Source organism: Pseudomonas fluvialis, from assembly GCF_002234375.1.
GTDB lineage: Bacteria > Pseudomonadota > Gammaproteobacteria > Pseudomonadales > Pseudomonadaceae > Aquipseudomonas > Aquipseudomonas fluvialis.
This window is the reverse complement of record NZ_NMQV01000005.1, coordinates 228,657-255,193: the sequence shown is the minus strand read 5'-3', so window position 1 is coordinate 255,193 and position 26,537 is coordinate 228,657. Positions and strand designations below refer to the sequence as shown.

At 63.7% G+C, this 26,537-nt stretch carries 26 protein-coding genes and 1 tRNA gene; 9 read left to right on the top strand and 18 right to left on the bottom strand.

The genetic code is table 11. The features are described from left to right. Nucleotides 1-23: 23 nt before the first annotated feature. The 6 genes from nosZ to tatA all read left to right on the top strand — a co-directional run bounded on the left by nosZ (nt 24) and on the right by tatA (nt 5,915). Complete coding sequence (gene nosZ, locus CFY91_RS04795) at nt 24-1,943, top strand: TAT-dependent nitrous-oxide reductase (protein WP_093985203.1); 1,920 nt, start codon at nt 24-26, stop codon at nt 1,941-1,943. A 165-nt stretch (nt 1,944-2,108) separates the two neighbouring features. Beyond that, nucleotides 2,109-3,371 carry a nitrous oxide reductase family maturation protein NosD gene (locus CFY91_RS04790; protein ID WP_093985234.1) on the top strand — a complete coding sequence of 421 codons (1,263 nt, stop codon included), beginning with the start codon at nt 2,109-2,111 and terminating at the stop codon, nt 3,369-3,371. Further along, complete coding sequence (locus CFY91_RS04785) at nt 3,368-4,291, top strand: ABC transporter ATP-binding protein (RefSeq protein WP_093985202.1); 924 nt, start codon at nt 3,368-3,370, stop codon at nt 4,289-4,291. The genes CFY91_RS04790 and CFY91_RS04785 overlap by 4 nt, the downstream gene beginning before the upstream one ends. Further along, nucleotides 4,291-5,121: an ABC transporter permease gene (locus tag CFY91_RS04780; RefSeq protein ID WP_093985201.1), complete on the top strand. Its 831-nt coding sequence runs from the start codon at nt 4,291-4,293 to the stop codon at nt 5,119-5,121. The genes CFY91_RS04785 and CFY91_RS04780 overlap by 1 nt, the downstream gene beginning before the upstream one ends. A 26-nt stretch (nt 5,122-5,147) precedes the next feature. Continuing rightward, nucleotides 5,148-5,741 (top strand): nitrous oxide reductase accessory protein NosL, encoded by a 594-nt coding sequence (locus CFY91_RS04775; RefSeq protein WP_093985200.1) that lies wholly within the window; start codon nt 5,148-5,150, stop codon nt 5,739-5,741. A 15-nt stretch (nt 5,742-5,756) separates the two neighbouring features. Next, nucleotides 5,757-5,915 (top strand): twin-arginine translocase TatA/TatE family subunit, encoded by a 159-nt coding sequence (gene tatA, locus CFY91_RS04770; protein WP_093985199.1) that lies wholly within the window; start codon nt 5,757-5,759, stop codon nt 5,913-5,915. A gap of 15 nt (nt 5,916-5,930) precedes the next feature. On the opposite strand, the gene CFY91_RS04765 is transcribed toward tatA, so the two are convergent. The 16 genes from CFY91_RS04765 to CFY91_RS04690 form a co-directional block, all read right to left on the bottom strand. After that, complete coding sequence (locus tag CFY91_RS04765; RefSeq protein WP_093985198.1) at nt 5,931-6,440, bottom strand: DUF2878 domain-containing protein; 510 nt, start codon at nt 6,438-6,440, stop codon at nt 5,931-5,933. Further along, nucleotides 6,433-7,704: an SAM-dependent methyltransferase gene (locus CFY91_RS04760; RefSeq protein WP_093985197.1), complete on the bottom strand. Its 1,272-nt coding sequence runs from the start codon at nt 7,702-7,704 to the stop codon at nt 6,433-6,435. Before CFY91_RS04760 ends, CFY91_RS04765 begins: the two co-directional genes overlap by 8 nt. Next, a complete protein-coding gene (locus CFY91_RS04755) occupies nt 7,691-8,503 on the bottom strand; it encodes a DUF1365 domain-containing protein (RefSeq protein ID WP_093985196.1) in 813 nt (270 codons plus the stop codon). The genes CFY91_RS04760 and CFY91_RS04755 overlap by 14 nt, the downstream gene beginning before the upstream one ends. After that, nucleotides 8,500-9,747 (bottom strand): NAD(P)/FAD-dependent oxidoreductase, encoded by a 1,248-nt coding sequence (locus tag CFY91_RS04750; protein ID WP_093985195.1) that lies wholly within the window; start codon nt 9,745-9,747, stop codon nt 8,500-8,502. The genes CFY91_RS04755 and CFY91_RS04750 overlap by 4 nt, the downstream gene beginning before the upstream one ends. Continuing rightward, entirely contained in the window at nt 9,744-10,520 is a 777-nt protein-coding gene (locus tag CFY91_RS04745; RefSeq protein ID WP_093985194.1) for an SDR family NAD(P)-dependent oxidoreductase, read from the bottom strand. The genes CFY91_RS04750 and CFY91_RS04745 overlap by 4 nt, the downstream gene beginning before the upstream one ends. Continuing rightward, complete coding sequence (locus tag CFY91_RS04740) at nt 10,517-10,942, bottom strand: nuclear transport factor 2 family protein (RefSeq protein ID WP_093985193.1); 426 nt, start codon at nt 10,940-10,942, stop codon at nt 10,517-10,519. The genes CFY91_RS04745 and CFY91_RS04740 overlap by 4 nt, the downstream gene beginning before the upstream one ends. Continuing rightward, nucleotides 10,935-12,365, bottom strand: a complete 1,431-nt coding sequence (phrB, locus tag CFY91_RS04735; protein WP_093985192.1) for a deoxyribodipyrimidine photo-lyase — start codon at nt 12,363-12,365, stop codon at nt 10,935-10,937. Before phrB ends, CFY91_RS04740 begins: the two co-directional genes overlap by 8 nt. After that, the gene (locus CFY91_RS04730; RefSeq protein ID WP_093985191.1) at nt 12,362-13,291 is read right to left on the bottom strand and encodes a MerR family transcriptional regulator; all 930 of its coding nucleotides are present in this window, start codon (nt 13,289-13,291) and stop codon (nt 12,362-12,364) included. The genes phrB and CFY91_RS04730 overlap by 4 nt, the downstream gene beginning before the upstream one ends. A 3-nt stretch (nt 13,292-13,294) precedes the next feature. Next, nucleotides 13,295-14,254: a YbgA family protein gene (locus tag CFY91_RS04725; protein ID WP_093985190.1), complete on the bottom strand. Its 960-nt coding sequence runs from the start codon at nt 14,252-14,254 to the stop codon at nt 13,295-13,297. A gap of 179 nt (nt 14,255-14,433) precedes the next feature. Then, nucleotides 14,434-14,802 (bottom strand): PilZ domain-containing protein, encoded by a 369-nt coding sequence (locus tag CFY91_RS04720; RefSeq protein WP_101193231.1) that lies wholly within the window; start codon nt 14,800-14,802, stop codon nt 14,434-14,436. 176 nt (nt 14,803-14,978) lie between these two features. After that, nucleotides 14,979-15,054 (bottom strand) — tRNA-Trp (locus CFY91_RS04715). 51 nt (nt 15,055-15,105) lie between these two features. Beyond that, nucleotides 15,106-16,359, bottom strand: coding sequence for a serine hydroxymethyltransferase (gene glyA, locus CFY91_RS04710; protein ID WP_093985188.1), 1,254 nt, complete (start codon nt 16,357-16,359; stop codon nt 15,106-15,108). A gap of 104 nt (nt 16,360-16,463) precedes the next feature. After that, entirely contained in the window at nt 16,464-16,958 is a 495-nt protein-coding gene (locus CFY91_RS04705) for a TIGR00645 family protein (RefSeq protein WP_093985187.1), read from the bottom strand. A 73-nt stretch (nt 16,959-17,031) separates the two neighbouring features. Next, nucleotides 17,032-17,367, bottom strand: a complete 336-nt coding sequence (locus tag CFY91_RS04700; RefSeq protein WP_093985186.1) for a PA4575 family protein — start codon at nt 17,365-17,367, stop codon at nt 17,032-17,034. Between the two features lie 50 nt (nt 17,368-17,417). Next, a complete protein-coding gene (locus CFY91_RS04695) occupies nt 17,418-19,886 on the bottom strand; it encodes a Lon protease family protein (protein WP_093985185.1) in 2,469 nt (822 codons plus the stop codon). Nucleotides 19,887-20,031: 145 nt separating this feature from the next. Continuing rightward, the gene (locus CFY91_RS04690) at nt 20,032-20,355 is read right to left on the bottom strand and encodes a TraR/DksA family transcriptional regulator (RefSeq protein WP_093985184.1); all 324 of its coding nucleotides are present in this window, start codon (nt 20,353-20,355) and stop codon (nt 20,032-20,034) included. A 192-nt stretch (nt 20,356-20,547) separates the two neighbouring features. Between CFY91_RS04690 and CFY91_RS04685 the strand changes: the two genes are divergently transcribed. Both CFY91_RS04685 and CFY91_RS04680 read left to right on the top strand, forming a co-directional pair. Next, complete coding sequence (locus CFY91_RS04685) at nt 20,548-21,036, top strand: DUF3015 domain-containing protein (protein ID WP_093985183.1); 489 nt, start codon at nt 20,548-20,550, stop codon at nt 21,034-21,036. A 70-nt stretch (nt 21,037-21,106) separates the two neighbouring features. Next, nucleotides 21,107-22,951 (top strand): Lnb N-terminal periplasmic domain-containing protein, encoded by a 1,845-nt coding sequence (locus tag CFY91_RS04680; RefSeq protein ID WP_093985182.1) that lies wholly within the window; start codon nt 21,107-21,109, stop codon nt 22,949-22,951. 50 nt (nt 22,952-23,001) lie between these two features. Here the strand turns inward: CFY91_RS04680 and gdhA are convergent, their stop codons facing one another. Both gdhA and ettA read right to left on the bottom strand, forming a co-directional pair. Beyond that, the gene (gdhA, locus tag CFY91_RS04675) at nt 23,002-24,339 is read right to left on the bottom strand and encodes an NADP-specific glutamate dehydrogenase (RefSeq protein ID WP_093985181.1); all 1,338 of its coding nucleotides are present in this window, start codon (nt 24,337-24,339) and stop codon (nt 23,002-23,004) included. Between the two features lie 188 nt (nt 24,340-24,527). Continuing rightward, nucleotides 24,528-26,195: an energy-dependent translational throttle protein EttA gene (gene ettA / locus CFY91_RS04670; RefSeq protein ID WP_093985180.1), complete on the bottom strand. Its 1,668-nt coding sequence runs from the start codon at nt 26,193-26,195 to the stop codon at nt 24,528-24,530. On the opposite strand from ettA, the gene CFY91_RS04665 reads away from it, so the two are divergent. Then, complete coding sequence (locus tag CFY91_RS04665) at nt 26,194-26,484, top strand: hypothetical protein (protein ID WP_093985179.1); 291 nt, start codon at nt 26,194-26,196, stop codon at nt 26,482-26,484. The genes ettA and CFY91_RS04665 overlap by 2 nt on opposite strands. Nucleotides 26,485-26,537 lie beyond the last annotated feature (53 nt).

The following is a 26,537-nucleotide window of genomic DNA, read 5'->3' as shown; positions in this document are numbered from 1 at the left end:
TCCCCTTCCCAAGGAGAAACACCATGTCTAACAGCAAGAAACCCGAGAACGAGGTGGAAAAAACCGGCCTGAGTCGCCGTGGCTTCCTCGGCGCCACAGCCATGACCGGTGCCGGTGCTGCCCTGGTGGGGGCTGCGGGTCTGGGTTCGGCGGTGATGAGCCGCGAATCCTGGGCGGCAGCGGTCAAGGATGCCAAGCTGAAATACCATGTGGCCCCCGGTGAACTGGATGACTACATCGGTTTCTGGAGCGGTGGCCACCAGGGCGAAGTACGCGTGCTGGGTATCCCGTCGATGCGCGAGCTGATGCGTATTCCGGTATTCAACGTCGATTCGGCTACCGGCTGGGGCATCACCAACGAAAGCCGGGCGATCATGGGCGAGAGCGCCAAGTTCCTCAACGGCGACTGCCACCACCCGCACATCTCGATGACCGACGGTAAGTACGACGGCAAGTATGTGTTCATCAACGACAAGGCCAACACCCGCGTTGCACGTATCCGCCTGGATATCATGAAGTGCGACAAGATGATCACTATCCCCAACTGCCAGGCCATTCACGGTCTGCGCCTGCAGAAGGTGCCCTACACCAAGTACGTGTTCGCCAACGCCGAATTCGTCATCCCGCACCCGAACGACGGCAAGATCTTCGACCTGCAGCATGAAAACAGCTACACCATGTACAACGTCATCGACGCCGAGAAAATGGAAGTGGCCTTCCAGATCATCGTCGACGGTAACCTCGACAACACCGATGCCGACTACACCGGGCGTTTCACTGCAGCGACCTGTTACAACTCGGAAAAGGCCTACGACCTCGGCGGCATGATGCGCAACGAGCGTGACTGGGTTGTGGTATTCGATATCCACGCTGCCGAGAAAGCGGTCAAGGCCGGCAAGTTCATTACTCTGGGCGACTCCAAGGTGCCGGTACTGGATGGTCGCAAGAAAGGCGACCAGGACAGCGAATTCACCCGCTACATCCCGGTGCCGAAGAACCCGCACGGCTGCAATACCTCTTCGGATGGCAGGTACTTCATCGCCAACGGCAAGCTGTCGCCGACCGTCTCGATGATCGAGATCGCCAAGCTGCCTGACCTGTTTGCCGGCAAGCTCAAGGATCCGCGCGATACCATCGCCGCCGAGCCGGAGCTGGGCCTCGGCCCGCTGCATACCACCTTCGACGGCCGCGGCAATGCCTACACCACGCTGTTCATCGACAGCCAGGTGGTGAAGTGGAACATGGCTGACGCCGTGCGTGCCTACAAGGGTGAGAAGGTCAACTACATCAAGCAGAAACTCGATGTGCACTATCAGCCGGGGCACATCCATGCGTCGTTGTGCGAAACCAGCGAGGCTGATGGCCAGTGGCTGATTGCCCTGTGCAAATTCTCCAAGGACCGCTTCCTGCAAGTCGGCCCGCTGCACCCGGAGAATGACCAGCTGATCGATATTTCCGGTGAGGAAATGAAGCTGGTGCACGACGGCCCGACCTATGCCGAGCCGCATGACTGCATCCTGGCGCGCCGTGACCAGATCAAGCCGAAGAAGATCTGGGAGCGCAACGATCCCTTCTTTGCCGGCACTACCGCCATGGCCAAGAAGGACGGCATCAACCTGGAGACCGACAACAAGGTTATCCGTGACGGCAACAAGGTGCGTGTCTACATGACCTCCATGGCACCCAGCTATGGCGTGCAGGAGTTCACCGTCAAGCAAGGCGATGAAGTCACCGTGGTCATCACCAACATTGACCAGATCGAAGACGTGTCGCACGGCTTTGTCATGGTCAACCATGGTGTGAGCATGGAAATCAGCCCGCAGCAGACGGCCTCGGTGACCTTCGTGGCCGACAAGCCCGGCCTGCACTGGTACTACTGCAGCTGGTTCTGCCATGCCCTGCACATGGAGATGGTTGGCCGCATGCTGGTAGAGCCGGCCTGAGTCCTGCCGGTGGATGTCCCGTTGCTTGTGCGACGGGGCAGCCGGGAGGCTTAGTGTCTATTGTTCCTGCCAGTCAGCAGACGGGCAGGAACAATTCTCTGGCTAGCTAAGGACAATTTCGTGCAGCTTTTCTCGGCGACTCGCCTGCGCCTGCTGGCGTTGTGCATGCCTCTTTTTTTCAGCGCGTCGGCCTTGGCCGAATCGCGCGCGATCACCGAGCTGCCGCTGCAGGCGCTGGGTGATGATCGCTGGCAGCTGCCTGCCGGCGATTATTTCGGACAGTTCCATATCGAGAGCAGTCTGAGCCTTGAGTGTGCGCCAGGCGCGCGCATTGATGCCCAGGGAAAAGGGCACGCCCTGTTGATCAAGGCGCCGCAGGTGCGCGTACAGGGCTGTACCCTGGAAAACTGGGGCCATGACCTCACCCAGATGGACTCGGCCATCTTCGTCGGCCGAGGTGCCGATGGCAGCGTGATACGGGGCAACCAGATACGCGGCCGTGGTTTTGGCATCTGGCTGGATGGTAATCGTGACGTGCAGGTGCTGGATAACCAGATTAGCGGCGACGCCAGCGTGCGCTCGCAGGATCGTGGTAACGGCATCCACCTGTTTTCCGTGAAAGGCGCGCGGATTCTCGGCAATACCGTACGCGAGGCGCGGGACGGCATTTATATCGACACGTCCCACGGTAACCACCTGGAAAACAATCTGCTGGAAGACCTGCGTTACGGCGTGCACTACATGTTCGCCAATGACAACACGGTGATCAGCAACATCACCCGGCGTACCCGGACCGGTTTCGCCTTGATGTCCAGCCGCAACCTGACGGTGGTTGGCAATCGCTCGGAGTTCGACCAGAACTACGGCATCCTGATGAACTACATCACCTATTCGCGCATTTACGACAACTACGTCAGCGATGTGCAAAGCGGCTCTACCGACGGCGACAGCATGATCAGTGGCGCCGAGGGCAAGGCGCTGTTTATCTACAACACGCTGTTCAACGATATTCGTGGCAATCATTTCCAACGCAGTGGCCTGGGTGTGCACCTGACCGCCGGCTCGGAAGGCAACCGCATCACCCTCAACAGCTTTATCGACAACCAGCAGCAGGTGAAATACGTCGCCATGCGTACCCAGGAGTGGTCGATTGATGGGCGTGGCAATTACTGGAGTGACTACCTGGGCTGGGATCGTAACGGCGATGGCTTGGGCGACGTGCCCTATGAGCCCAATGACAATGTCGACCGTCTGCTGTGGATGTACCCGCAGGTGCGTCTGCTGATGAACAGCCCGAGTATCGAAATGCTGCGCTGGGTGCAGCGTGCCTTCCCGGTGATGAAGTCGCCGGGCGTGCAGGACAGCCACCCCCTGATGCGTATGCCGACGGAAAAACTGCTGCCGGCAGCCAAGGAAACCCGACCATGAATGCAGTGGAAATCCAGCGCGTCCAGCAGCGCTACGGCAGCATGCAGGTGCTGCACGATCTTGACCTGACCCTCGGTGAGGGTGAAGTGCTGGGGCTGTTCGGCCACAACGGTGCGGGCAAGACCACCACCATGAAGCTGATTCTCGGCCTGCTCAGTGCCAGCGAAGGCAGCGTACGGGTGCTCGGTGGCGCGCCGGGCGATGCCCAGGTACGCCGTCTGCTTGGCTACCTGCCGGAGAACGTGACGTTCTACCCGCAGCTAAGCGGTCGGGAAACCCTCAGTCACTTTGCCCGTCTCAAGGGGGCGGAGCAGCGGCAGGTCGATCAGTTGCTCGAGCAGGTGGGGCTGGCCGGCGCGGCGCGGCGTCGGGTGAAAACCTATTCCAAGGGCATGCGTCAGCGCCTCGGGCTGGCGCAGGCTTTGCTGGGCACACCCCGTCTGTTGCTGCTCGACGAACCCACCGTGGGCCTCGACCCGATCGCCACCCAGGCGCTCTACCAGTTGATCGAGCAACTACGCAGCCAGGGCACCAGCATCATCCTCTGCTCCCACGTACTGCCGGGGGTGGAGCGCTATATCGACCGTGCGGCAATTCTCGCCAACGGACGCCTGCAGGCGGTGGGCGACCTGCCCAGCCTGCGTGCCGCGGCCGGTTTGCCCACGCTGATCCGCGCCAGCGGGCTGAGCCAGGCCCAGCACTGGCAGGCACGGTTCAGCGAGGCCGGGCATAGTGCCAGCAGCAGTGCTGAAGGCCTGCTTGAGGTGGCGGCGCACAATGGTCACAAGCTGGGCCTGTTGCGTCAGTTGCTGGGCGAAGGGCAGGTCGCGGACGTGGAAATCCAGCAGCCGTCCCTGGAGGACCTGTACTGCTACTACATGCAGCGTGCGGAAAGCACCGCGCCTGCCGGGGAGTCGTGATGAATCAGATCTGGAATATCGCCCGCAAGGAACTCAGCGACGGCCTGCGCAATCGCTGGTTGCTGGCCATCAGCCTGTTGTTCGCCATGCTCGCCGCCGGTATCGCCTGGCTTGGCGCAGCCGCCTCCGGGCAGGTGGGGTTCACCTCGATTCCGGCGACCATTGCCAGCCTATCCAGCCTGGCGACCTTCCTCATGCCGTTGATTGCCTTGCTGCTGGCCTATGACGCCATCGTCGGCGAGGAGGAGGGCGGTACGCTGCTGCTGCTGCTCACCTACCCACTGAGTCGTGCGCAGATCCTGCTAGGCAAGTTCATCGGCCACGGGCTGATCCTCGGTCTGGCTACGCTGATCGGTTTCGGCTGCGCAGCGCTGGCCATCGCCGTGCTGGTCGCCGATGTCGAGCTGGGCATGCTGGTCTGGGCCTTTGCCCGCTTCATGCTGTCGTCGACGCTGCTGGGCCTGGTGTTCATCGCCCTGGCTTACCTGCTGAGCAGCCTGGTGCAGGAAAAATCCAGCGCAGCCGGGCTGGCGCTGGGCGTGTGGTTCGTCTTTGTGCTGGTCTTCGACCTGGCCCTGCTGGCGATCCTGGTGCTCAGCGAAGGGCGCTTCAATCCCGAACTGCTGCCCTGGCTGCTGCTGCTCAACCCCACCGATGTGTTCCGCCTGATCAACCTGGCCGGTTTCGAGGGGGCCAGCAGCATGGTTGGGGTGATGGCTTTGGGCAGTGACCTGCCGGTGGGCAACGGTCTGCTCTGGCTGTGCTTGCTGGGTTGGGCGGGGCTGGCGCTGGGCCTGGCGTTTCTGGCCTTCCGCCGCCGCGAATTGTGAATCCTCCTGGGTGTAAGGTGATGACGATGCAAATCAATCTGGCAAAAAGTGCGGCGCTGGCCGCGTGTCTGTTGGGTGCCAGCCTGCTGGCCGGGTGTGGGGAAAAAGCCGAAGAGGTACGCGAGATCGTGCCGGTAGCCATCCATGACAGTGATGAATGCCATGTCTGCGGCATGATCATCGAAGAGTTCCCCGGAGCCAAAGGGCAGGCGGTGGAAAAGCGTGGCGCGGTGCGCAAGTTCTGTTCCAGTGCGGAAATGTTTGGCTGGTGGCTGCAGCCGGAAAACCGCCTGGCCACGGCAAAAATGTTTGTGCATGACATGGCGCGCAGCGACTGGCAGGCTCCCGATGATGAGCACCTGATCGACGCCAGCACGGCTTACTACGTGGTAGCGCCCAACCTGCAGGGGGCGATGGGTGTGCCGCTGGCTTCCTTTGCCGAGCAGGCGGCTGCCGAGCAGTTCGCGCAGATGCAGGGCGGTCAGGTGCTGCGCATCGACGACATCACGGCTGAGTTGCTGCAACAGGGCGCCGCCATGGGACATGGGCATGCGCCCATGAGCCAGCAAACCGACAGCCAGGCTGCCGAAGCCGGCCATGACGCCCACGCGCACCATTAATCGAGGAGCAGGACCATGGGAATCAGTGTCTGGCAATTGCTGATCATTTTGCTGATCGTTGCCCTGCTGTTCGGCACCAAGCGCCTGCGTGGCCTGGGCAGCGACCTGGGAGGCGCCATCAAGGGCTTTCGCCGTGCGGTGGGCAGTGACGAACAGCCCGGTGAGAAATCCTAAGCGCCTGAGGGTGGGTCACTGACTGGCCAGACGTTGCCGTTGCAGGCTGGCGAAACCATGCAGCAGCGGTAGCAAGACGGCCCAGCAGCCGGCGAGGATCAGCAAGCTGGGCCACAGGCCCAGCGGCATCCCGACACCGGCCAGTTGCGCGCCAGCGTAGTAGGACAACGGCCCGCCACATGCGCCGAGCAGGCTGGCACGCCACCAGGGCCGTGCGCTCCAGGCCAGGCAATGATTGAGCGTGGTGCCGAACAGCAGCCACAGGGTGGCCAGCCAGAGTGGCAGCAGCAGGCTGTCGCCAGCAAAGTCGAGCACGCCCATTTGCAGCAAGGTACTGTCCAGTGCCGCGCCGCTCAGCAGCACGCTGACCAGTAGACGGCCTTCGGCGTGCCAGCCGGCCACCCAGCGCAGGTGGATGGCCAGCAGCAACGGCACGCCGAGCAGCAACCAGGGCTGCTGGGCGGCGAATACGCAGAGGAACCAGCCGAGCTGAAACAGCAGGGCGTTGAGCAGCAGTTTATTCATCGAACTTTCCCAGGAGCGGCAATGGCCGGGCCTGCGGCTTGGCCAGCAGCAGGTGCGCGGTGCCGATGCTGCGCTCGAGGAAGCCGCCTTCGCAATAGCACAGGTAAAACTCCCAGAGACGGAAGAAGTACTCGTCGTAGCCCAGTTCGGCCAGTTTGCCGCGCGCCTGGCGCAGGCGTTCGTGCCAGTGGCGCAGGGTGCGGGCGTAATGCAGGCCGAAATCTTCCAGGTGGTGCAGGTTGAGGTCCGTGTCGCGGCCAACGATTTCCAGCATCTTGTGTACCGAGGGCAGGGCGCCGCCGGGGAAGATGTAACGCTGGATGAAGTCCACCGAGCGGCGGGCCATTTCATAGCGCTGCTCGCGGATGGTGATGGCCTGCAGCAGCATCAACCCGTCGGGTTTGAGCAGGCTTGCGCACTGGCGGAAATAGGTGGGCAGGAAACGATGACCCACCGCTTCGATCATCTCGATCGACACCAGCTTGTCGTATTCGCCACGCAGGTCGCGGTAGTCCTCTAACAGCAGGGTGATACGATCCTGCAGGCCCTGAGCCTCGATGCGCGCCTGGGTGTAGGCAAACTGCTCGCGCGACAGGGTGGTGGTGGTCACCCGGCAGCCGTAGTGGCTGGCGGCATAGATGGCCATGCTGCCCCAGCCGGTGCCGATTTCCAGCAAGTGATCGCTGGGCTTGAGGTCGAGCTTCTGGCAGATGCGCTCCAGCTTGTGTAGTTGCGCCTGCTCCAGGTCGTCGCAACCGGGCGGGAACATCGCCGCCGAATACATCATGGTCGGATCAAGGAACTGCTCGAACAGGGCATTACCCAGGTCATAGTGCGCGGCAATATTGCGGCGCGCGCCGCTGCGGGTATTGCGGTTGAGCCAGTGCAGGGCCTTGACCAGCGGTCGGCCGAGGCTGGCCAGGCCACGCTCCATGGCGTCGAGTACGTCGAGATTGGCGACGAACAGGCGCACCACGGCGGTCAGGTCGGGGCTGCACCAGTAACCATGGATATAGGCCTCGCCGGCACCGATCGAGCCGTTGCCGGCGATCAGGCCCCAGGCAGCGCTGTCGATAATTTCGATCTCGGCATGCGGACCGTGCCCACCCGGGCCGAACTCCATGCTTTCGCCCTGTTCGATGACGCGCAGCTGGCCATGGCGCAGTTGGCCAAGCTGGCGCAATACCGCGCTGCGCAGCAGGCCATTGGCCAGGCCGGTGTGGCTGAACAGGCGCGCTTTGCCGGTGAGGCTAGAGGTTTTCATCGGCTGACTCCTTGTGACGAAACTGAGCGACCTGGAACTGGCCCAGGGCCGCCTGATGGTCATGGATGGGGGTACGTTTGAGCAGCAGGCGCAAGGCCTGCCAGTAGATGCCTAGCACGGCCTTGCCGGTCATCCACGGAAAATGCCGCAGGTAGCGATGCAGGCTGCGCTGGTCCAGTGGCTCGCGGCGCAGGCTGAGGCTGGCATCGAACAGCTTGAGCGGGCCCTGCCAGTCGGCCATGTGAATGCCCAGGCGCTGGCCCGGTGGGCTGAAGTGCATGTGGTAATCCACCTCGCGGGGCAGGTAGGGCGAGACATGGAAACACTTCGCCACCGCGAAGAACTGCGGGCCGTCGCCCTGGGCGGGTAGCACGTAGTGATAGCGTTCGCGCCAGGGGGTATTGCTGACCTCGACGAGGATCGCCTGCAACTGTTCCTGGCGATCGAAACAGTAGAAAAAACTGGCCGGGTTGAAACTCAGTCCCCAGCAGCGCAGCTGGGTGAGCAGACGGACCGGGCCGTCGATATCGCGGCCGAGCGCCTCGTGCAGACGCTGGCGCACCGCTTCACGCAGTGACAGGCCGCTGCCGGTCAGGCCCGGCAGGTAGTCCTGCTCGCGGAACGCCAGTGGCCGCCAGCGCTGCGAGCCCAGGCAGCGACTGAGTTGCAGGAGCTGCGGCAGTTCGTCGAGGTCGAGGTAGAACAGGCCGATGGCATAGTTGAAGGCGTGCGCACGCGGAGCAAAACGCCGGTGCCCAACCTGGCCGAGGTACAGCGCGCTGTGCTGTAGCGCGCTCACAGTTGCTCCCCGAAGGCGCTGGCCACGCGCAGCGCGCTGACCACGCCGTCCTCGTGGAAACCGTTGGCCCAGTAGGCGCCGCAATAGTAGCTGTGCTGCACACCATGGATTTCTTCCCAGCGTGCCTGGGCGGCCATGCCGGCCAGGCTGTACTGTGGATGGGCATAGCGAAAGCGCGCCAGCACCTTGTCGGGTGCGATCGCCTCGCTCTGGTTGAGGCTGACGCAGAAGGTCTGCGGGGCCTTGATGCCCTGCAGGATGTTCATGTTGTAGGTGACCGCCGCCGGCTGCTGGCGTGGTCCGCCCAGCCGGTAGTTCCAGCTGGCCCAGGCCAGCGGGCGGCGCGGCAGCAGGCGGGTGTCGGTGTGCAACACCACATCGTTCTCGGCGTAGGGCAGGGCTCCGAGAATCTGTTGTTCGGCTTCGCTGGGTTTTGCCAGCAGGGCCAGCGCCTGATCGCTGTGACAGGCCAGTACTACCTTGTCGAAGCGTTCGCTACCCGCTGCGCTGTGTACGGTGACGCCGCTGGCATCGCGTTCGATGCGCTGTACCGGGCAGTTGCTGCGGATGTGCTGCAGGAAGTCGCGGGTCAGCGGTTCCACGTAGGCACTGGAGCCGCCCTCGATGACATACCACTGAGGGCGATCACTCACCGAGAGCAGCCCGTGGTTGCGGAAGAACCGCACGAAGAATTGCAGGGGGAAGCCGAGCATGCCTTCCAGCGACATCGACCAGATCGCTGCGCCCATCGGCACGATGTAGTGGTCGATGAAACGCTGCCCATAGCCATTCTGCTGCAGGTATTGGCCCAGGGTCAGGTCGGCGGCGATGCGCCCTTCCTCCAGGTCACGCAGCGCTTCGCGGTTGAAGCGCAAGATATCCTGCAGCATGCCCCAGAAGCGCGGTGACAGGAGGTTGCTGCGCTGGGCGAACAGGCTGTTGAGGTTATTGCCGTTGTACTCCACGCCGCTACGTGGGTCGTGTACGGAAAAGCTCATCTCGGTGGGCTGGTAGCGCACGCCAAGCTGGCGCAGCAGGTGGATGAAGTTTGGATAGGTCCAGTCATTGAAGACGATAAAGCCGGTGTCGATGGCGTAGTGCTGGCCATCCAGGCTGACCGGTACGGTATGCGTATGCCCGCCTACCCAGGACTCGGCTTCGAAGAGGGTGATGGCATGGCGGCGATTGAGCAGGTAGGCGCAGGTCAGGCCGGCAATGCCGCTGCCGATGATGGCGATCTTCATGGTCGTGATTCCTTGTGAACGGGGCGCGCCAGGCGGCGGCCAATGGCCAGCTGCCAACGTTGCGGCAGGCTGCCCAGCAGGCGCAGCAGGCTGATGAAGGGGCCGGGGAAACGGATTTCCAGCGGGCGCGCCGGCAGGCGCGTGATGATCTCGCTGGCGGCACGCTCGGCTGTCCAGCGCATCGGCATGGGGAAATCGTTACGCTGGGTCAGCGGGGTGTCGACAAAGCCGGGGCTGATCAGCGTGACTGCGATGTCCTCACTGGCCAGGGCAATGCGTAGGCTTTGCAGCAGGTAGCGCAGGCCGGCCTTGGAGCAGCCGTAGGCTTCTGCGCGGGGCAGCGGCAGGTAGGTGACCGAACTGCCCACCGCGACCAGTTGCGCCTGTCGGCCGCGGCGCAGCAGCGGCAGGCCCGCCTCGATGGCATAGGCCACCGACAGCAGGTTGCTACGCAGCATGCGTTCGATACTGGCTGCCTGGAAAGCGCCCGCTTCGACATATTCGCAACTGCCGGCATTGCACAGCAGCATATCCAGTGCGCCCCAGTGGGCATCGATGGCCTGGGCGATGGCCTGTACCTGGCTCTCCTGACCGAGGTCGCCCGGCAGGACCAGCACCTGTCCGGGATAACGTTCGGCAAGGGCCTGCAGCGGCGCCTCACGTCGCGCGCTGAGGGCCAGGCGTGCGCCCCGCTCGAGCAACTGTTCGGCCAGTGCCAAACCGATACCACTGCTGGCACCGGTCAGCCAGATCCGTTGTTCCGTCCAGCTCATGCCAACCTCCGTTTCAACCAGGCAATCACCCGCCCGAGTAGTGGCAGGTGTTCATACAGCAGGGCGCCGGCATCGAAATAGTCGCGATGGCGGTAGACCCGGCCATCTCGCCACAACAGGTGCGAGCAACCGTCCACGCGGATCAGCGCACCACCTGCCAGCCGCGGGTGGCGGTAGCTCATGGTCCAGCGCAGGTAGCCTTCGCCTTCGCGCAGGGTGTCGAAGGCGTAGACATCGAAGCGTAGTTCGCGCACGTTGCTGTACAGCTCGGCAAAGTAGCGCTGCAGGGCCGCCAGGCCCTGTATCTCGTGCAGCGGATCGCGGAACAGGATGTCCTCGCTGTACAGCTCCGCGAGCTGGTGCAAGTGTGCGGCATCCAGACTGGCGAAACGCTGGGCGAAGTGGCGCAGGAATTCACTCATGGCTGCGCTCCAGGGCCTTGAAGGCGGCCAGTGCGCGGCTGCGGCTGGCCGCCAGGTCGACCAGCGGACGTGGGTAGTCGGCTATCCCGAACAGACCGCCGAGCCGCGCTGGGTCATGGATGTCGCGCTTGTTCAGACCGGCCAGGGCCGGCAGCCAGTGGCGAATGAAGGTCCCGTCCGGGTCGAAGCGCTGCGACTGGGTAACCGGGTTGAACAGGCGGAAGTAGGGCACGGCATCGGTGCCGGTCGAGGCGCTCCACTGCCAACCGCCGTTGTTGGCGGCCAGGTCGCCGTCGATTAGCTGCTCCATGAAGAAGCGCTCGCCATGTCGCCAGTCGATCAGCAGGTTCTTGCAGAGGAACATGGCGACGACCATGCGCAGGCGATTGTGCATCCAGCCGGTGGCGCGCAACTGCTGCATGGCCGCATCGATCAGCGGGAAACCGGTGCGTCCTTCCTGCCAGGCCAGCAGCTGGTGTGGGGCATCGCGCCAGGCCAGTGCCTCGGTCTCGTGGCGAAAGGCACGGCCCATGGAGAGGCGGGGATGGGCGACGAGGATATGTTTGTAGAACTCGCGCCAGAGCAGTTCGTTGATCCAGCAGACCACCCCGGGGTTGCCGCTTTCGAACTCGCCCTGGTTGTGCTGCAGCGCCGCGTGCAGGCATTGGCGGGGCGACAGTACGCCGGCCGCCAGATAGGGCGACAGCTGGCTGGTACCGGGCAGGGCCGGCAGGTCGCGCTGGCGGTCGTAGTCCTCCAGCCGCGCTTCGGCGAAGCGCTGCAGACGTTGCAGGGCTTGCTGTTCGCCGGCCGGCCAGAGCTGGCGCAGACTGTCCGTGGGGCGGGCAAAGCCACTCACCTGCTCGGGCAGCGGATCGCTGGCCAGGGGCAGCGCGGGTTGCGCACGCGGGCGTGGCAGGGGCGTTGGCAGGTGACGGGCGAGTTGTCGATAGCAGGCCTTGCGAAACTGGCTGTACACCTGGAAGCACTGTCCAGACTGGGTCAGCAGACTGCCAGGGGCGAACAGCAACTGGTCGAGATGGCTATGCCAGGCGACGCCCGCGCGGGCCAGGCAGGCGGCTACCGACTGATCGCGACGGGTTTCATTGACGCCGTATTCGGCGTTCACCTGCACGGCACGTACCTGCAGTTGCTGGCAGAGGGTGAGGAGCAGCTCGCCAATGTCCTGCCAGTGCTCGACCTGGCGAATCAGCAGTGGTACGCCGAGGGCGTTGAGCTCGTCGCGCAGTGCGTGCAGGTTACGCAGCCAGAAATCGACCTTGTTCGGCGAGTCGTGGTGCGCCTGCCACTGGGCCGGGCTCAGCACATACAGGGCTACGGTCGGGCCATTGGCCATGGCTGCGTTGAGTGCCGTGTTATCGGTACTGCGCAGGTCATTGCGCAACCAGTAGAGCTGAGTCATGCGGGTGATCCTTGTGCGCTGCCAAGCAGTTCCAGATGTTGCAGGCTGTGCAGGGCGGCCAGCGGGCCGGCAGCCAGGTGCAGGCCTGGCAGGTCCTGCAGGCTCGCTGCATGAATCTGGCTGGCTGGGCCGGCGAGCAAGAGCGGCACCGGACTGCTGGCCAGCAAACGGGGCAGTTGTTGTTGCAGGAGGGGGCTCGGCAGGCTGTCGCTGGCATACAGCAGCAGGGCTCGCGGCTGCATGTGTTCAATGGCCAGCAGCAGTTCATTGGCCGGCAGCGGCCAGTCGAATACCTCGCTGGGGCAGGCCGCGCTGACACATAGCCAGGCGGTCAGCCAGAGGCCAGGCTCAAGCGGACGCTGCGAGAGGTTGACCAGCAGCAGCGGGGCACCGCCCAGCTGGCGATTCTGGTGATAGAGGCGCGCGCCGAGTTTGCTGCGCAGCCAGGAGTGAAAAAACACCCGCTCCAGCTCGGCGCCGAACTGGCCTTGCCAGCGTTGCTGCAGGCTGTCGAGTAACGGCAGGAGCAGCTGTGCGCAGAGGGTAGCGGGTGGATAGAGGGTAAGCGCCTGGTTGAACAGGTCATCCAGGCGTCGCTCGGCTTGCTCGGCGATGGCTTGCAGAAGCTGCTGGCGCTGCTCCTGCCAGAGGTTGTGCGCCAGCGGCTGGTGTTCCTGGCGTTGCAGCAACTCGCTGACCTGGCCGACCGAGACGCCGCGCCCCAGCCAGGTGAGAATCTGTCGGATGCGCTCCACCTGGCCCGGTGGATACAGGCGGTGGCCCTTGCCAGTGCGCTGTGGTTGCAGCAGGCCATAGCGTCGCTCCCAGGCGCGCAAGGTGACCGGATTGACGCCGGTCTGCCGGGCCACGTCACGAATCGGCAACCAGCCGGCAGCCAGTGCGCTGCTGTAATCTTCGGGCTGCATGGTTTAGAGCGCGTTGCGCAGGCTGAGGCGCTCCGGATGCGGCTGCAGATAAGCCTGCTGCGCCACATAGGGATGCGGATGGCGACGGAAGTGGTACTTGAGCAGAGTCAGCGGAACCACCAGCGGGACGATGCCTTCCCGGTACTGCTCAATGAGTTGCACGGTATCGCGCTTCTCCTCGGCACTCAGTGCATGCTTGAGGTAACCGAACAGGTGCTGCAGTACATTGCTGTGGCTGCCGCGGCTGGCGGTACGACGCAAGGCCTGTATCAGGCGGCTGAAATAGTCGGCGGCAAACTGCTCAAGGTCATGCTGGGCAATGCTGGCCAGTTGCCGGCCCAGTTCTTTGTAGGCCTGCGGATTATTGGCCAGCAGCTGGTACTTGTAGCGTGCGTGAAATTGCAGCACGCCACGTCGGCTCAGGCCGGCTCGGCACAAGCGTTGCCATTCGGCATAGGCGTATACACGGGTGATGAAGTTCTCACGCAGCACCGGGTCGTTCAGGCGGCCGTCTTCTTCTACCGGCAGGTCGGGGCGCAGCGCCATGAAACGGGCTGCATAGATACCGGCTGCCCCTCCCTCGGCCGGATAACCATTGTCCTGATAGAGCTTGACCCGCTCCATGCCGCAGGACGGCGACCTCTGCATGAGGATATGCCCGCAGATATCGTCGAGTTCGCCGGCCATGCGTTCGGCGTAGTCGCGCAGCGCATCAGTGACATCCAGCTCGCGCTGGACGGTCCCTACGGCACGCGGAGATTGCGCATCACCGACCAGGCGGATCGGTTGGCGGGGGGTGCCGAGACCGATGCCGACTTCCGGGCATACCGGAACAAACTCGAAATGTTCGGCCAGGCTCTGGCTGCACAGGCGCGATTCCTTGTGGCCGCCGTTGAAGCGCACGTTGGCGCCGAGCAGGCAGGCGCTGATGGCGAGCTTGGGCTTGGGCATCGACGTATGCATGGGGCCTCCTAGGATGTGTTGTACAAATCTGATTTGTTGTACAGCTTGTGTTCATCTTAGGTGTGCTGTTGTACAAGTCAATGCTTTTGTACAGTTAGGTCGGAAAAGTTGTACATAAAGATGGCGGGCACACAGCAAAGCGCCGCCCGGAGGCGGCGCTGTGCAGGTGGGCAGCAGTGTCAGTTGTCGCTGAGGGCGGCGAGCTCGCGTTCCAGCAGGCTGCTGTCGCCCAGGTTGAGTTCGACCAGGCGGCGTAGGTGGCTGATCGATTCGAGATCGATGTGCTGGCAGAGGAAGCCCAGTAGTCCCTGGCTGTCGCGGGTGAGCTGGACGTCCATCTGTACCTGGGTGCCGTCATCCAGGCTCAGGCGTGCCGTGAAGGGTTGTTGCGGATCGCCGTGCCAGATTGCCGGGCAGCGTACCAGCAGGCCGCGCAGGGAGATGTCGAGCAATTCTACCGGCCACTGATGATCCCCCTGGCTGAGCACGGTGGCGGCGTCGAAGGCAATGCGCTGGAAGCGCCGGCGCTCTTGGCTGGTATCGGTCATTGCTGCACTCCTGACTGGGTTTTCCACACTATAGCAAGTGTCGGGCAGAAGACGTTGTACGGCGTGTGCGTGGCGTGGCAACGCCAACGCATGGCTGGTGCGGGGAGTGCAGGGCAAGACTGGGTCGGGTAAAACACAAAGGCCCGACATAGTGCTATGCCGGGCCTTTGCCTGTTTGGCAGGCCAGGAGGGAATCGAACCCCCAACCTGCGGTTTTGGAGACCGCCGCTCTGCCAATTGAGCTACTGGCCTAAACAGTGAATGAGTAGCAGGTTGGGCCTGCCACTCAGGTAACGCAGTGTATCAGTTGCCGTACACCGGCAGACGGGCGCAGACGGCCTTGACCTTCTCGCGTACGGCGTTGATCACCGACTCATCGCCCATGTTCTGCAGGATGTCGCAGATCCAGCCGGCCAGTTCGCGGCACTCGGCTTCGCCGAAACCACGGGTGGTGACGGCCGGGGTGCCGATGCGCAGGCCGGAGGTAACGAAGGGCGAACGCGGGTCGTTCGGCACGCTGTTCTTGTTCACGGTGATGTAGGCGCGACCCAGAGCGGCGTCGGCGTCCTTACCGGTGATGTCCTGCTTGATCAGCGAGAGCAGGAACAGGTGGTTCTGCGTGCCGCCGGAAACCACGTCGAAACCGCGCTCGATGAACACGGCAGCCATGGCCTGGGCGTTCTTCACCACCTGCTGCTGGTAAGCCTTGAACTCAGGCTGCAGGGCTTCCTTGAAGCACACGGCCTTGGCGGCTATGACGTGCTCCAGCGGGCCGCCCTGGCCGCCCGGGAACACAGCGGAGTTCAGCTTCTTCTCGATCTCTTCGTTGGCCTTGGCCAGGATCAGGCCGCCGCGCGGGCCGCGCAGGGTCTTGTGGGTGGTGGTGGTGACCACGTCGGCGAACGGTACCGGGTTCGGGTACACGCCGGCGGCAACCAGACCGGCCACGTGGGCCATGTCGACGAACAGGTAGGCACCGACCTTGTCGGCGATGGCGCGGAAACGGGCGAAGTCCAGCACCTGCGAGTAGGCGCTGAAACCGGCGATGATCATCTTCGGCTGGTGCTCGACGGCCAGGCGCTCGACTTCGTCGTAGTCGATCAGGCCAGCATCGGTGATGCCGTACTGCACGGCGTTGTAGATCTTGCCGGAGAAGTTGACGCTGGCACCGTGGGTCAGGTGGCCGCCGTGGGCCAGGCTCATGCCCAGTACGGTGTCGCCCGGCTTGACCAGCGCCTGGAATACCGCGGCGTTGGCTTGCGAACCGGCGTGCGGCTGGACGTTGGCGTAGTCGGCGCCAAACAGCTCTTTGGCGCGATCAATGGCCAGTTGCTCGACGATGTCGACGTACTCGCAACCACCGTAGTAGCGCTTGCCCGGGTAGCCTTCGGCGTACTTGTTGGTCAGCACACTGCCCTGGGCTTCCATGACGGCCGGGCTGGTGTAGTTCTCCGAAGCGATCAGCTCGATGTGATGTTCCTGGCGCTGGGCTTCTTGCTCCATCGCGGCAAACAGATCGGCGTCGAAACGGGCGAGGGTCAAATCACGGCTGAACATGGCAGTCCTCTGCGGGGCGATGCTGGAAAAAGGCGGGCATTCTAACTCAAGGTTGGGGCGCTGGCATATGAAAGGCCGTCATCGGCATGACAAGTGGCGTTCACTCAGTGGTCATGCTTGGTCAGCTTGTCCAGATAGCCCATGGCGAACGCCGAGGCGACGAAGGTCAGGTGCAGGATGACGTACCACATCAGCTTGCTGTCGGGGATGTTCTTGGCATCCATGAATACCTTGAGCAGGTGGATCGAGGAGATGGCCACGATGGATGCCGCGACTTTCATCTTCAGCGAGCCGGAGTCCATCTTGCCCAGCCAGTTGAGCTTCTCCTTGCCTTCATCGATGTCCAGCTGCGAAACGAAGTTCTCGTAGCCGGAAATCATCACCATCACCAGCAGGCCACCGACCAGGGCCATGTCGATCAGCGACAGCAGCACCAGAATCAGGTTGGCCTCGGCCATGCTGAAGACATTGGGCAGGATGTGGAAGACTTCCTGGAAGAACTTCAGTGCCAGGGCCAGCAAGGCAAGCGACAAGCCGAAATAGATGGGCGCCAGCAGCCAGCGCGAGGCATACATGGCGTTTTCCAGAAAGCGTTCCATGGGGTGACTCCAAGCCGGAAAAAACGGGTCGCAAGTATACCCGTGGCCCCAATCCAGACAAGCGCGAGCCCATTCACAGATGTTGCGGGCAATGCCAGGGACGGCTATGCGGCTGGTGCTGGAGACGGCGTAGCTCGGCTTGGAGCGGCAGGCTCCACAGTGCTGGCTGGGCGCTGCTCTGGTAACCCAGCGCCTGCAGGTTGGCGATGATGGCTTGCAGCCCGCGCTGCGCCTGTAGTTCACCGTGGAACGGACCCTGGCTGCGCAGCGCACTGACTGGTTCGCCATCGCGGCCGGCGGCACATAGTATCCACCACAGGCCGCTGCCATCACGCAGGGCGCGGGCCTGGCATTCGATGCGCAGGCGCAGGCCGAGGCAGTCGCGGATCAGACAGAAGGTCGTCGGCATGGCGGCAGTCCTCGCAGCGGGGCTTATCCGCAGCTTAGCAGCCGCCTGGGTCAGGCGCCGTCGCCGCTCTTGGCTTTGTCCGCGGCCGGTTGGCGGGTGCGCCGCGATTTGCTGACCGGGGCTTCTTCGGCCTTGTCGTTGTCGTCGTCCAGGCCCTGCTCGGCAATCTCGCGCAGGCGGGCTACCACGCGGGCATTCAGGCTGCCCTCGGGGAAATTCCCCTGCGCATCGGCCTCGCCAGCCGCCTCGCCGGCCAGCAGGCTGAGTGCCTGGTCGGCATGGCTGACGGCAAATACGTGGAACTGTCCGGCGTGCACTGCCTGCAGCACGCGTTCGTCGAGCATCAGGTTGCTGACGTTGGCACGCGGGATAATCACGCCCTGCTCGCCGCTCAGCCCGCGCGCCTGGCACAGGCGGAAGAAGCCTTCGATCTTTTCGTTGACCCCGCCGACCGCCTGCACTTCGCCGAACTGGTTGATCGAGCCGGTGATGGCAAAGCACTGCTTGAGCGGCGCACGGGCCAGTGCCGAGATCAGTGCACAGACCTCGCCGAGGGCCGCGCTGTCGCCATCGACGTAGCCGTAGGACTGTTCCAGGGCGATGCTTGCGGAAATTTCCAGGGGAAACTCCTGGGCGTAGCGGCTGCCCAGGTAGCCGGTGAGGATCATCACGCCCTTGGAGTGAATCGGCTGGCCGAGGTTGACCTCGCGCTCGATATCGACGATGCCGCTGCCGCCCGGGTAGACGGTGGCGGAAATTCGCGCCGGCACACCGAAGGCCGAGTCGCCCACCTCCAGTACGGTGAGGCCGTTGCACTTGCCGATGGCCGCGCCGGCGCTGTCGATAAGGATGGTGCCATCGAGCATGTCGTCGAGAATGCGCGCCGACACGCGTCCGGTGCGGTCGGCCTTGGCCTTGAGGGCGCGTTCGATATGGCCGACGTCGGTCAGCTCGGCACCGGCCAGCTGACGGACGAAATCCGCTTCGCTGACCAGCTGGAACAAGTCGCCGATGCGTGCCGACAGGCGTCCCTGGTGTTCCGCCAGGCGCGCGCTGTAGGTGGCCAGGCGGGCCACGGCGGCCGCACTCAGCGGGGCCATGCCTTCTTCGCTGGTACGGGTTTTCAGCAGCTGGGCGAACTGTTCCAGGCTGTCCTCGGCCAGGGGGATCTCTTCGTCAAAGTCCACCAGGACGCGGAACATCTCCTGGAAGTCCGGGTCGAGGTCCTGCAGGGTGTAGTACAGCTCGCGGGAGCCGATGATCAGCACCTTGACCTGCAAGGGGATGCGCTGCGGATTGAGGGTGACCGTGGCGATGCGCCCCAGTTCGACCAGCGGCGCTTCCATCTTCAGCTGGCGCGAATGCAGGGCGCGCTTGAGGGCGTCCCAGACAAACGGTTCGGAGAGCAGTTTCTCGGCTTCGACGATCAGGTAGCCGCCGTTGGCACGGTGCAGCGCACCGGCGCGCAGCTGGCGGTAGCTGGTGTAGAGCGCGCCTTGGTCGGTGTTGTACTCGATGCGCCCGAACAGGTTGTCGTAGGTCGGGTGCGGCTCGAAGATCACCGGCGCGCCGGCGCCCTCGGCATGGCCGACCAGCAGGTTGGGGGCGTACTGCTCTTCGAGCAGCTCGCGCCGCTGCAGTTCGGGCTTGCTGTCGTCGACCAGTTGATCGACCACGGTGCGCCGCAGGTTGTCGTGCATGGCCTGCAGGTAGGCGAGGATGCCGGGGTTGTCGGCATGCCGTTGCAGCAGCGGGTCGAGCAGCGGGGCCAGGGCCTGGCTGATGGTTTCCTCGTTGAGCTGGCGTAGCTGGTTGCTTGACTCGCGCTTCCATTGCGGGAGGTTGACCAGTTCCTCGTTGAGGCACTCCTCGAGCTGTGCGATGTCCTCGTGGAACTGCTCGCGGACACTTTCGGGAAGCTGAGCGAACTCGGCCTCATCCAGCGCCTTGCCTTCCTGCATGGGGGTGAAGGCGATGTTGCTGCTGTCGCGGTACAGCGCGACGTTCTTTTCCAGCGCACGCTTTTCCAGGTTGTCCAGGGCGCGGTCGTAACGCTGGTTGAAGGCGCGGTCGATGGCGCTTTTCTTCTGTTGGTAGGTCGGCGCCTCGAACACCGCCGGGAAGGTGGCGAGCAGGTTGTCGATCAGCTGGCTGATCTCATTGCAGAAGCTGGCCGCCTGTCCTGCCGGCAGACCCAGCGCATGGGGCTCGCGGGGTTCGGCGAAATGGTTGATATACAGCCAGTCGCCCGGGGTGGGCTGGCGCTTGGCTTCGGCACGCAGGTAACGCTGGCTGAAGGAAAAGCGTCCCGTGCCCGACTCGCCCATGACATACAGGTTGTAGCCGGGGCGCGGCATGGCCACGCCGAACTGCATGGCTTCCACGGCGCGCTCCTGGCCGAGCACGCCGCGGAACGGTTCCAGTTCATCGGTGCTGGCAAAGCTGAACTGCTCGGGGCTGAACGGGCGGGCGAGGGACTGCACGGGCAGGCGCAGCGCGTTGGCAAGGGTATCGGGCATGGTGAATCCTGGGGGCGGTGGGGCGAATGCGCAGGCACATCACTGCATTGGGCGAACATTCTGGCCGTCACCTGCCCCGCCAGCAAGGTTGGCCGGCTGCACTCAGGCAGCCTGGAGCGTCCTTGCCGGCGTTTCCCGAGGCCTGTCAGCTCGCCTGGTCGGCGCAGTGCAGGCAGTATTCCGCCGCCGGCAGGGCTTGCAGGCGGGCGGGACTGATGGCTTCACCGCAGCGCTGGCACAGGCCGTAGCGGCCCTCGGCCAGGCGTAGGCGGGCCAGGCCCACCAGGCGCATGCCGGCTTCCGCTTCGGCGAGCAGGGCATTGAGTACCTCGTCGTTTTGCCGTTCCACGGCCTGTTCGGCGAAGTCGGCAGCGTGCGCCTTGCCAAGGTCGTGGCGAATCGCCGCAGCGCGCTGGCTGTATTCGGCAAGCAGTTGTTCCAGTGCGGCGGCGGGGTCGAACGTAGACATGCGGGCACCTCGGTGTGCAGGAGAGTGCTATCAGTGTGGCGCGTGTGGTGATGGGCGCCGTGACATGGATCAAACGTTGTATTTTGCGGGCTATTGCCGGCTCTGCGCCTTGACAGGGCGCGGCGCTTGCAAAATGCTGACACACAGGTTGGCAATGACGCCGACCCCATGACCAGAAGAAGAGATCAGCATATGAAACGAGTTCTGTTTGCTAGCTTGCTTGCAGTCACCTCCGCCAGCGCCTTTGCCGAGGCTCCGGGCGGCCCGAACTGTGGCTGGGGCAACATGCTGTTCAAGGGCCACAGCGGCATGCCCTCGCACTTTGTCGCCTCCACCACTAACGGCACCTCGGGCAACGCCACCTTCGGCATGACCTCGGGCACCAACGGCTGCTCCACCAGCGGCGTACTGACCTACGGTGGCAAGCCGATGCTGGTACTCAGCGGCATCATGGACGAGCTGTCCGAAGACATGGCCAAGGGTGAAGGCGAAGCGCTGACCACCTATGCCGTGGTACTGGGCGTGGCGCCGGAAGACCGCGCGCATTTTGCCGCGGTGACCCAGGCGCACTTCAGCGAGATTTTCAGCGCTGCCGATGTCAACGAGCAGCAGGTGCATGAAGCCACGCTGGCCGTGCTGAAGGCTGACGCGCGCCTGGCCAAGTACGCCAAGCAGGCCTGATTGGCGTTCTGACCCTCCCCGCGGCGGCCGGTGCACATCGGTCGCCGCTGCTTTTTCCGGTTGTCCCCCCATGCGAAGATTTTTCTTGCCGCTGCTCCTGGCCAGCGCTGGCGGCGCTCAGGCGGCTGCGTCCGCGTTGCCTCTGGCCGAACTGGCTGAACAGCCGTTCTGGCTGGCACTGGGACATTACGAAGCGGCGCGCCTGGGTGGCTGGCGTAGCCATGTCGACGATGCGCAGTTTTTCCTCGCCGAGCAGGGCGCGCACGATCCGCAGGCCGAACTGCGTGCGACCCTGGCGGCCCTGTACGCGCCGCTGAGCGACGCCGATCAGCATGCGCAGTGCCGCTACCCGGCGCGTACCCGCTGGCTGCGCGAGCAGTTGCAGCTGGATGATCTGCCGGCGGTGACCTGCAGTGAATACGAAGCCTGGCTGGCCGACGTCAATCCGCACAGCACGGTTTTGGTATTCCCCGCGGCCTACCTGAATAGTCCTTCGTCGATGTTCGGACACACGTTGCTGCGCATCGACCCGCCAGACTTTGCGCAAAGCACGGCGATGCTCAGCTATGCGCTGAATTTCGGCGCCTATATCGAGGGTAGCGACAACAGCATCCTGTATGCCTGGAAAGGCCTGATGGGTGGCTACCCCGGGCTGTTTGCCCTGCTGCCCTACCGCGAGAAACTCAGCGAGTACAGTCGTCTGGAAAACCGTGACTTGTGGGAGTACCGGCTGAATCTCTCGGCCGAGGAAACCCAGCGCATGGTCGAGCATGTCTGGGAACTCAAGCAGGTTCGCTTCGACTATTACTTCTTTGACGAAAACTGCTCCTATCGCCTGCTGGAACTCCTCGAGATTGCCCGTCCCGGCCTGCGGCTGACCGAGCAGTTCCCGCTGACCGCGATTCCCGCCGATACGGTCAAGGCCGTCAAGCAGGCGGGGCTGGTCGAGCAGATCGACTACCGGCCGTCGCGCGAGCGTGAACTGCTGACCCGCAGTGCCGGGCTGGACGCCACTGAACAAGATTGGGCTCTGCGCCTGGCCGATGATCCTGCCCGGCTGGAGGACGCACAGTTCCGCGCGCTGCCCTTGCCGCGTCAGGCCCAGGTGCAGGATACCGCCTATCGTTTGCTGCGCTACCAGGCGACGGGTGAGGCGCGTGACAGCCAGGTGGCACAGCGCAGCCTGCGTCTGTTGCAGTCCATCAACCGCAACCCTCCCGAGCCCTTGCAGGTCGAGCGGCCGGGGTTGCCGGAAGAGGGGCATCAGTCACGTACCTGGCAACTTGCCCTGGGTAGCCAGGAGGGGCGCAGCTACGCCGAGTACGGCTTGCGCATGGCCTATCACGACCTCAACGACAACGCGCAGGGCTTCCCGTTGGGTGCGCAGATCGAGATCCTGGGGATGCAGGTGCGTCAGTACGAAGGCAACCACTGGCAGCTGCAGCGCCTGGACCTGGCCAATATTCGCTCGCTGACTCCGCGCAACCGCCTGTTGCAGCCGATCAGCTGGCAGGTCGGCGGCGGCCTGGAGCGTGTGCCGGGCGAGGACGGCCAGCGCGAGCTGGTCGGGCATCTCAGCGGGGGTGCCGGCGGCAGCTGGCAACTGAGCGAGAGGCTGCTGGGCTTCGCTATGGGTACGGCGCGGGTTGAGCACAATGCCCAGTTCGGCAACCTGCTGGAGCCGGCGGTGGGTTTCAATACGGGGATCTTGTGGCGCAACGGGCTGGGTAATCTGAGCCTCGAGGGGCGTGGCGACTACTTTGCCAATGGCGAGGTACGCCGCAGTCTGGCGCTGCAACAGCAGTGGGAGTTGGGTGCTGATCTGGCGCTACGCCTGGCGGCGCGCCGTGAGTTTAGTCAGTGGACGCCAGCGCAGAACGAGGTGCAGCTACAGCTGCGCTGGTATCACTATTGAGCGGGGAGCGCCTGCCCGGGGCCAGATGGCTCGGGCAGGCGTCGGCGGGGTCAGACCACGCCTTGGGCCAGCATGGCGTCGGCTACCTTGACGAAGCCGGCGATATTGGCGCCTTTGACGTAGTTGATGCGGCCGTTTTCCTCGCCGTAGTGCACGCAGGCGTGGTGGATGTTCTGCATGATGCCATGCAGGCGCTCGTCCACTTCGCCGGCTGTCCAGTGCAGGCGCATGGCGTTCTGGCTCATTTCCAGGCCGGAAGTGGCCACGCCGCCGGCGTTCGAGGCTTTGCCCGGGGCGTAGAAAATGCCGGCCTCGACGAACAGGTCAACCGCTTCCAGGGTCGACGGCATGTTGGCGCCTTCCGCGACGCAGAAGCAGCCATTCTTCAGCAGGGTGCGGGCATCGTTGCCGTCCAGCTCATTCTGCGTGGCGCAGGGCAGGGCGATGTCGCAAGGCAGTTGCCAGGGACGCTGGCCCGCGAGGAACTGCAGGCCGTAATGCGCGGCCATTTCGCTGAGGCGGCCGCGGCGGACGTTTTTCAGGTCCATCAGGTACTGCCATTGCTCTTCGCTGAGGCCCGCTTCGATGAACAGGGTGCCTTCGGAATCGGACAGGGAAATCACCGAGCCGCCCAGCTCCATGACTTTCTGCGCGGCATATTGGGCCACGTTGCCCGAGCCGGAGATGGTCACGCGCTTGCCATCGAAATCCTGGCCATCGCGCTTGAGCATTTCCTGGGCAAAGTACACGCAGCCGTAACCGGTGGCTTCCGGACGAATCAGGCTGCCGCCATAGGTCAGGCCCTTGCCGGTGAGCACCGAGGTGAACTGGTTGGACAGGCGCTTGTACTGGCCGAACAGGTAGCCGATCTCGCGGCCGCCGACGCCAATATCACCGGCCGGAACGTCCAGGTCGGCGCCGATGTGGCGGTACAGCTCGCTCATGAACGACTGGCAGAAGCGCATCACTTCACCTTCGCTCTTGCCCTTGGGGTCGAAGTCCGAGCCGCCCTTGCCGCCGCCCATGGGCAGCGAGGTCAGCGAGTTCTTGAAGACCTGCTCGAAGGCGAGGAACTTCAATACGCCCAGGTTGACCGACGGATGGAAGCGCAGGCCGCCCTTGTAGGGGCCGATGGCACTGCTCATCTGGACACGGTAGCCACGGTTGACCTGTACCTGCCCGGCATCGTTGACCCACGGTACGCGGAACAAGATGACCCGCTCAGGCTCGACCATGCGCTCGAGGATGCCGGCATCACGGTAGTGCGGGTTGGCTTCGAGGAACGGCCAGAGGCTGCGCAGGACTTCCTCCACGGCCTGGTGGAATTCGGGTTGTTCAGGGTCACGCCGCTTCAGGCGGGCGAGGAAGGCATCAACGTTTTCGCTCATGGCAGTTCTCGATAGCTCAAAAAATGGGAGTACGCGTTTTTGCGCGGACTCTACCAAAGGAGGCGTGCCTTGCAATAGAGCAAAACGTCGCTTTCATGTACTTTTTTGGTGCAAAAACATAAAAGCTTGTGTGAAAACAAGAAAAAACGGAGCCATTAAGGCTCCGTTTCGGTGCGGCTTGCGCCCTTTTATTGGGCTAGCTTCTTGTAGCGTACGCGGTGCGGCTGCGCAGCGGCATCGCCCAGGCGCTTCTTGCGGTCGGCTTCGAATTCGCTGTAGTTGCCTTCGAAGAAGTTGACCTTGCCGTCGTCCTCGTAGGAGAGGATGTGCGTGGCGATACGGTCGAGGAACCAGCGATCGTGGGAAATCACGATGGCCGCGCCGGGGAAGTCCAGCAGCGCTTCTTCCAGGGCGCGCAGGGTTTCCACGTCGAGGTCGTTGGACGGTTCGTCGAGCAGCAGCACGTTGCCGCCCTGCTTGAGGGTCAGGGCCATGTGCAGGCGGCCGCGCTCACCGCCGGAGAGGTCCTTGACGAACTTCTGCTGGTCGGCGCCCTTGAAGTTGAAGCGCCCGACGTAGCCGCGCGACGGCACCTCGTAATTGCCCACCTTGATCATGTCGAAGCCGTCGGAGATCTGCTCCCACACGGTTTTGCTGCCGTCGAGCATGTCGCGGCTCTGTTCGACGCTGGCGATCTGCACGGTTTCACCGATCTCGATGGTCCCGGAATCCGGCTGCTCCTTGCCGGTGATCATGCGCAGCAGGGTCGACTTGCCGGCACCGTTGCCGCCGATCACGCCGACGATGGCGCCTTTGGGGATGCTGAAGGACAGGTCGTCGATCAGCACGCGATCACCGAAGGACTTCGACACGTTATGGAAGTCGATGACCTTGTCGCCCAGGCGCGGGCCGGCCGGGATGTAGATCTCGTTGGTTTCGCTGCGCTTCTGGAATTCCTGCGACTGCATTTCCTCGAAGCGTTGCAGGCGCGCCTTGGACTTGGCCTGACGCGCCTTGGCGCCCTGGCGTACCCATTCCAGTTCGGCCTTCATGGCCTTGGCGTGCGAGGCTTCGGCCTTGGCTTCCTGGGCCAGGCGGTTGGCCTTGGATTCCAGCCAGCCGGAGTAGTTGCCCTCGTAGGGGATGCCGTGGCCACGGTCGAGCTCGAGAATCCAGCCGGCGACGTTGTCGAGGAAGTAACGGTCGTGGGTAATGGCTACCACGGTGCCGGGGAAGTCGTGCAGGAAGCGCTCCAGCCAGGCCACCGAATCGGCGTCCAGGTGGTTAGTCGGTTCGTCCAGCAGCAGCATGTCGGGTGCCGACAGCAGCAGGCGGCACAGCGCCACGCGGCGCTTCTCGCCACCGGACAGGTGTTCGATCTTGGCGTCCCATGGCGGCAGGCGCAGAGCGTCGGCGGCCACTTCCAGCTGGCGCTCCAGGTTGTGGCCGTCGGAGGCCTGCAGGATGGCTTCCAGCTTGGCCTGCTCGGCGGCCAGCGCATCGAAGTCGGCATCCGGCTCGGCGTAGGCGGCGTACACCTCGTCGAGGCGCGCCTGGGCTTGCTTGATCTCGCCTACGGCCTCTTCGACGATGTCGCGCACCGTCTTGCTGGGGTCGAGCTGCGGCTCCTGCGGCAGGTAGCCGACCTTGATGCCCGGCATCGGCCGGGCCTCGCCGTCGATCTCGGTATCGACGCCGGCCATGATGCGCAGCAGGGTAGATTTACCCGCGCCGTTCAGGCCCAGCACACCGATCTTGGCGCCAGGGAAAAACGACAGAGAGATGTCCTTGAGAATTTCACGCTTGGGGGGAACGACCTTGCTCACCCGATGCATGCTGTAGACGTATTGAGCCATGACGGACCTTGCTAGCGATCTGAAATTAAAGCGCGTTGGCGGCGATTGGCTCGCCCGCGCGCGCGTGGCGCAAAGCTACCGGAATGCGCCAGACAGGGCAAACCACCCGGCGCCTGCGGCTGGCACTTTGCCGGTGAAATCGGCATTCTTGCAGGTTGGCAGGCAACCCCTGATGTGCCGGATGGTCAGACTGGTGGTGCTGCCTGTGTCTAGCAGGCCGTTGGAAAACTACCTGCGTTGGCAATACAGCGTTGAAAACAGCCTCAAAATGCTCATTTACAACACGTAAACTGCGCTTTTGACTCACTGCGTTCGCCCTGCGGGCCAGCCTGCGGCTATTAC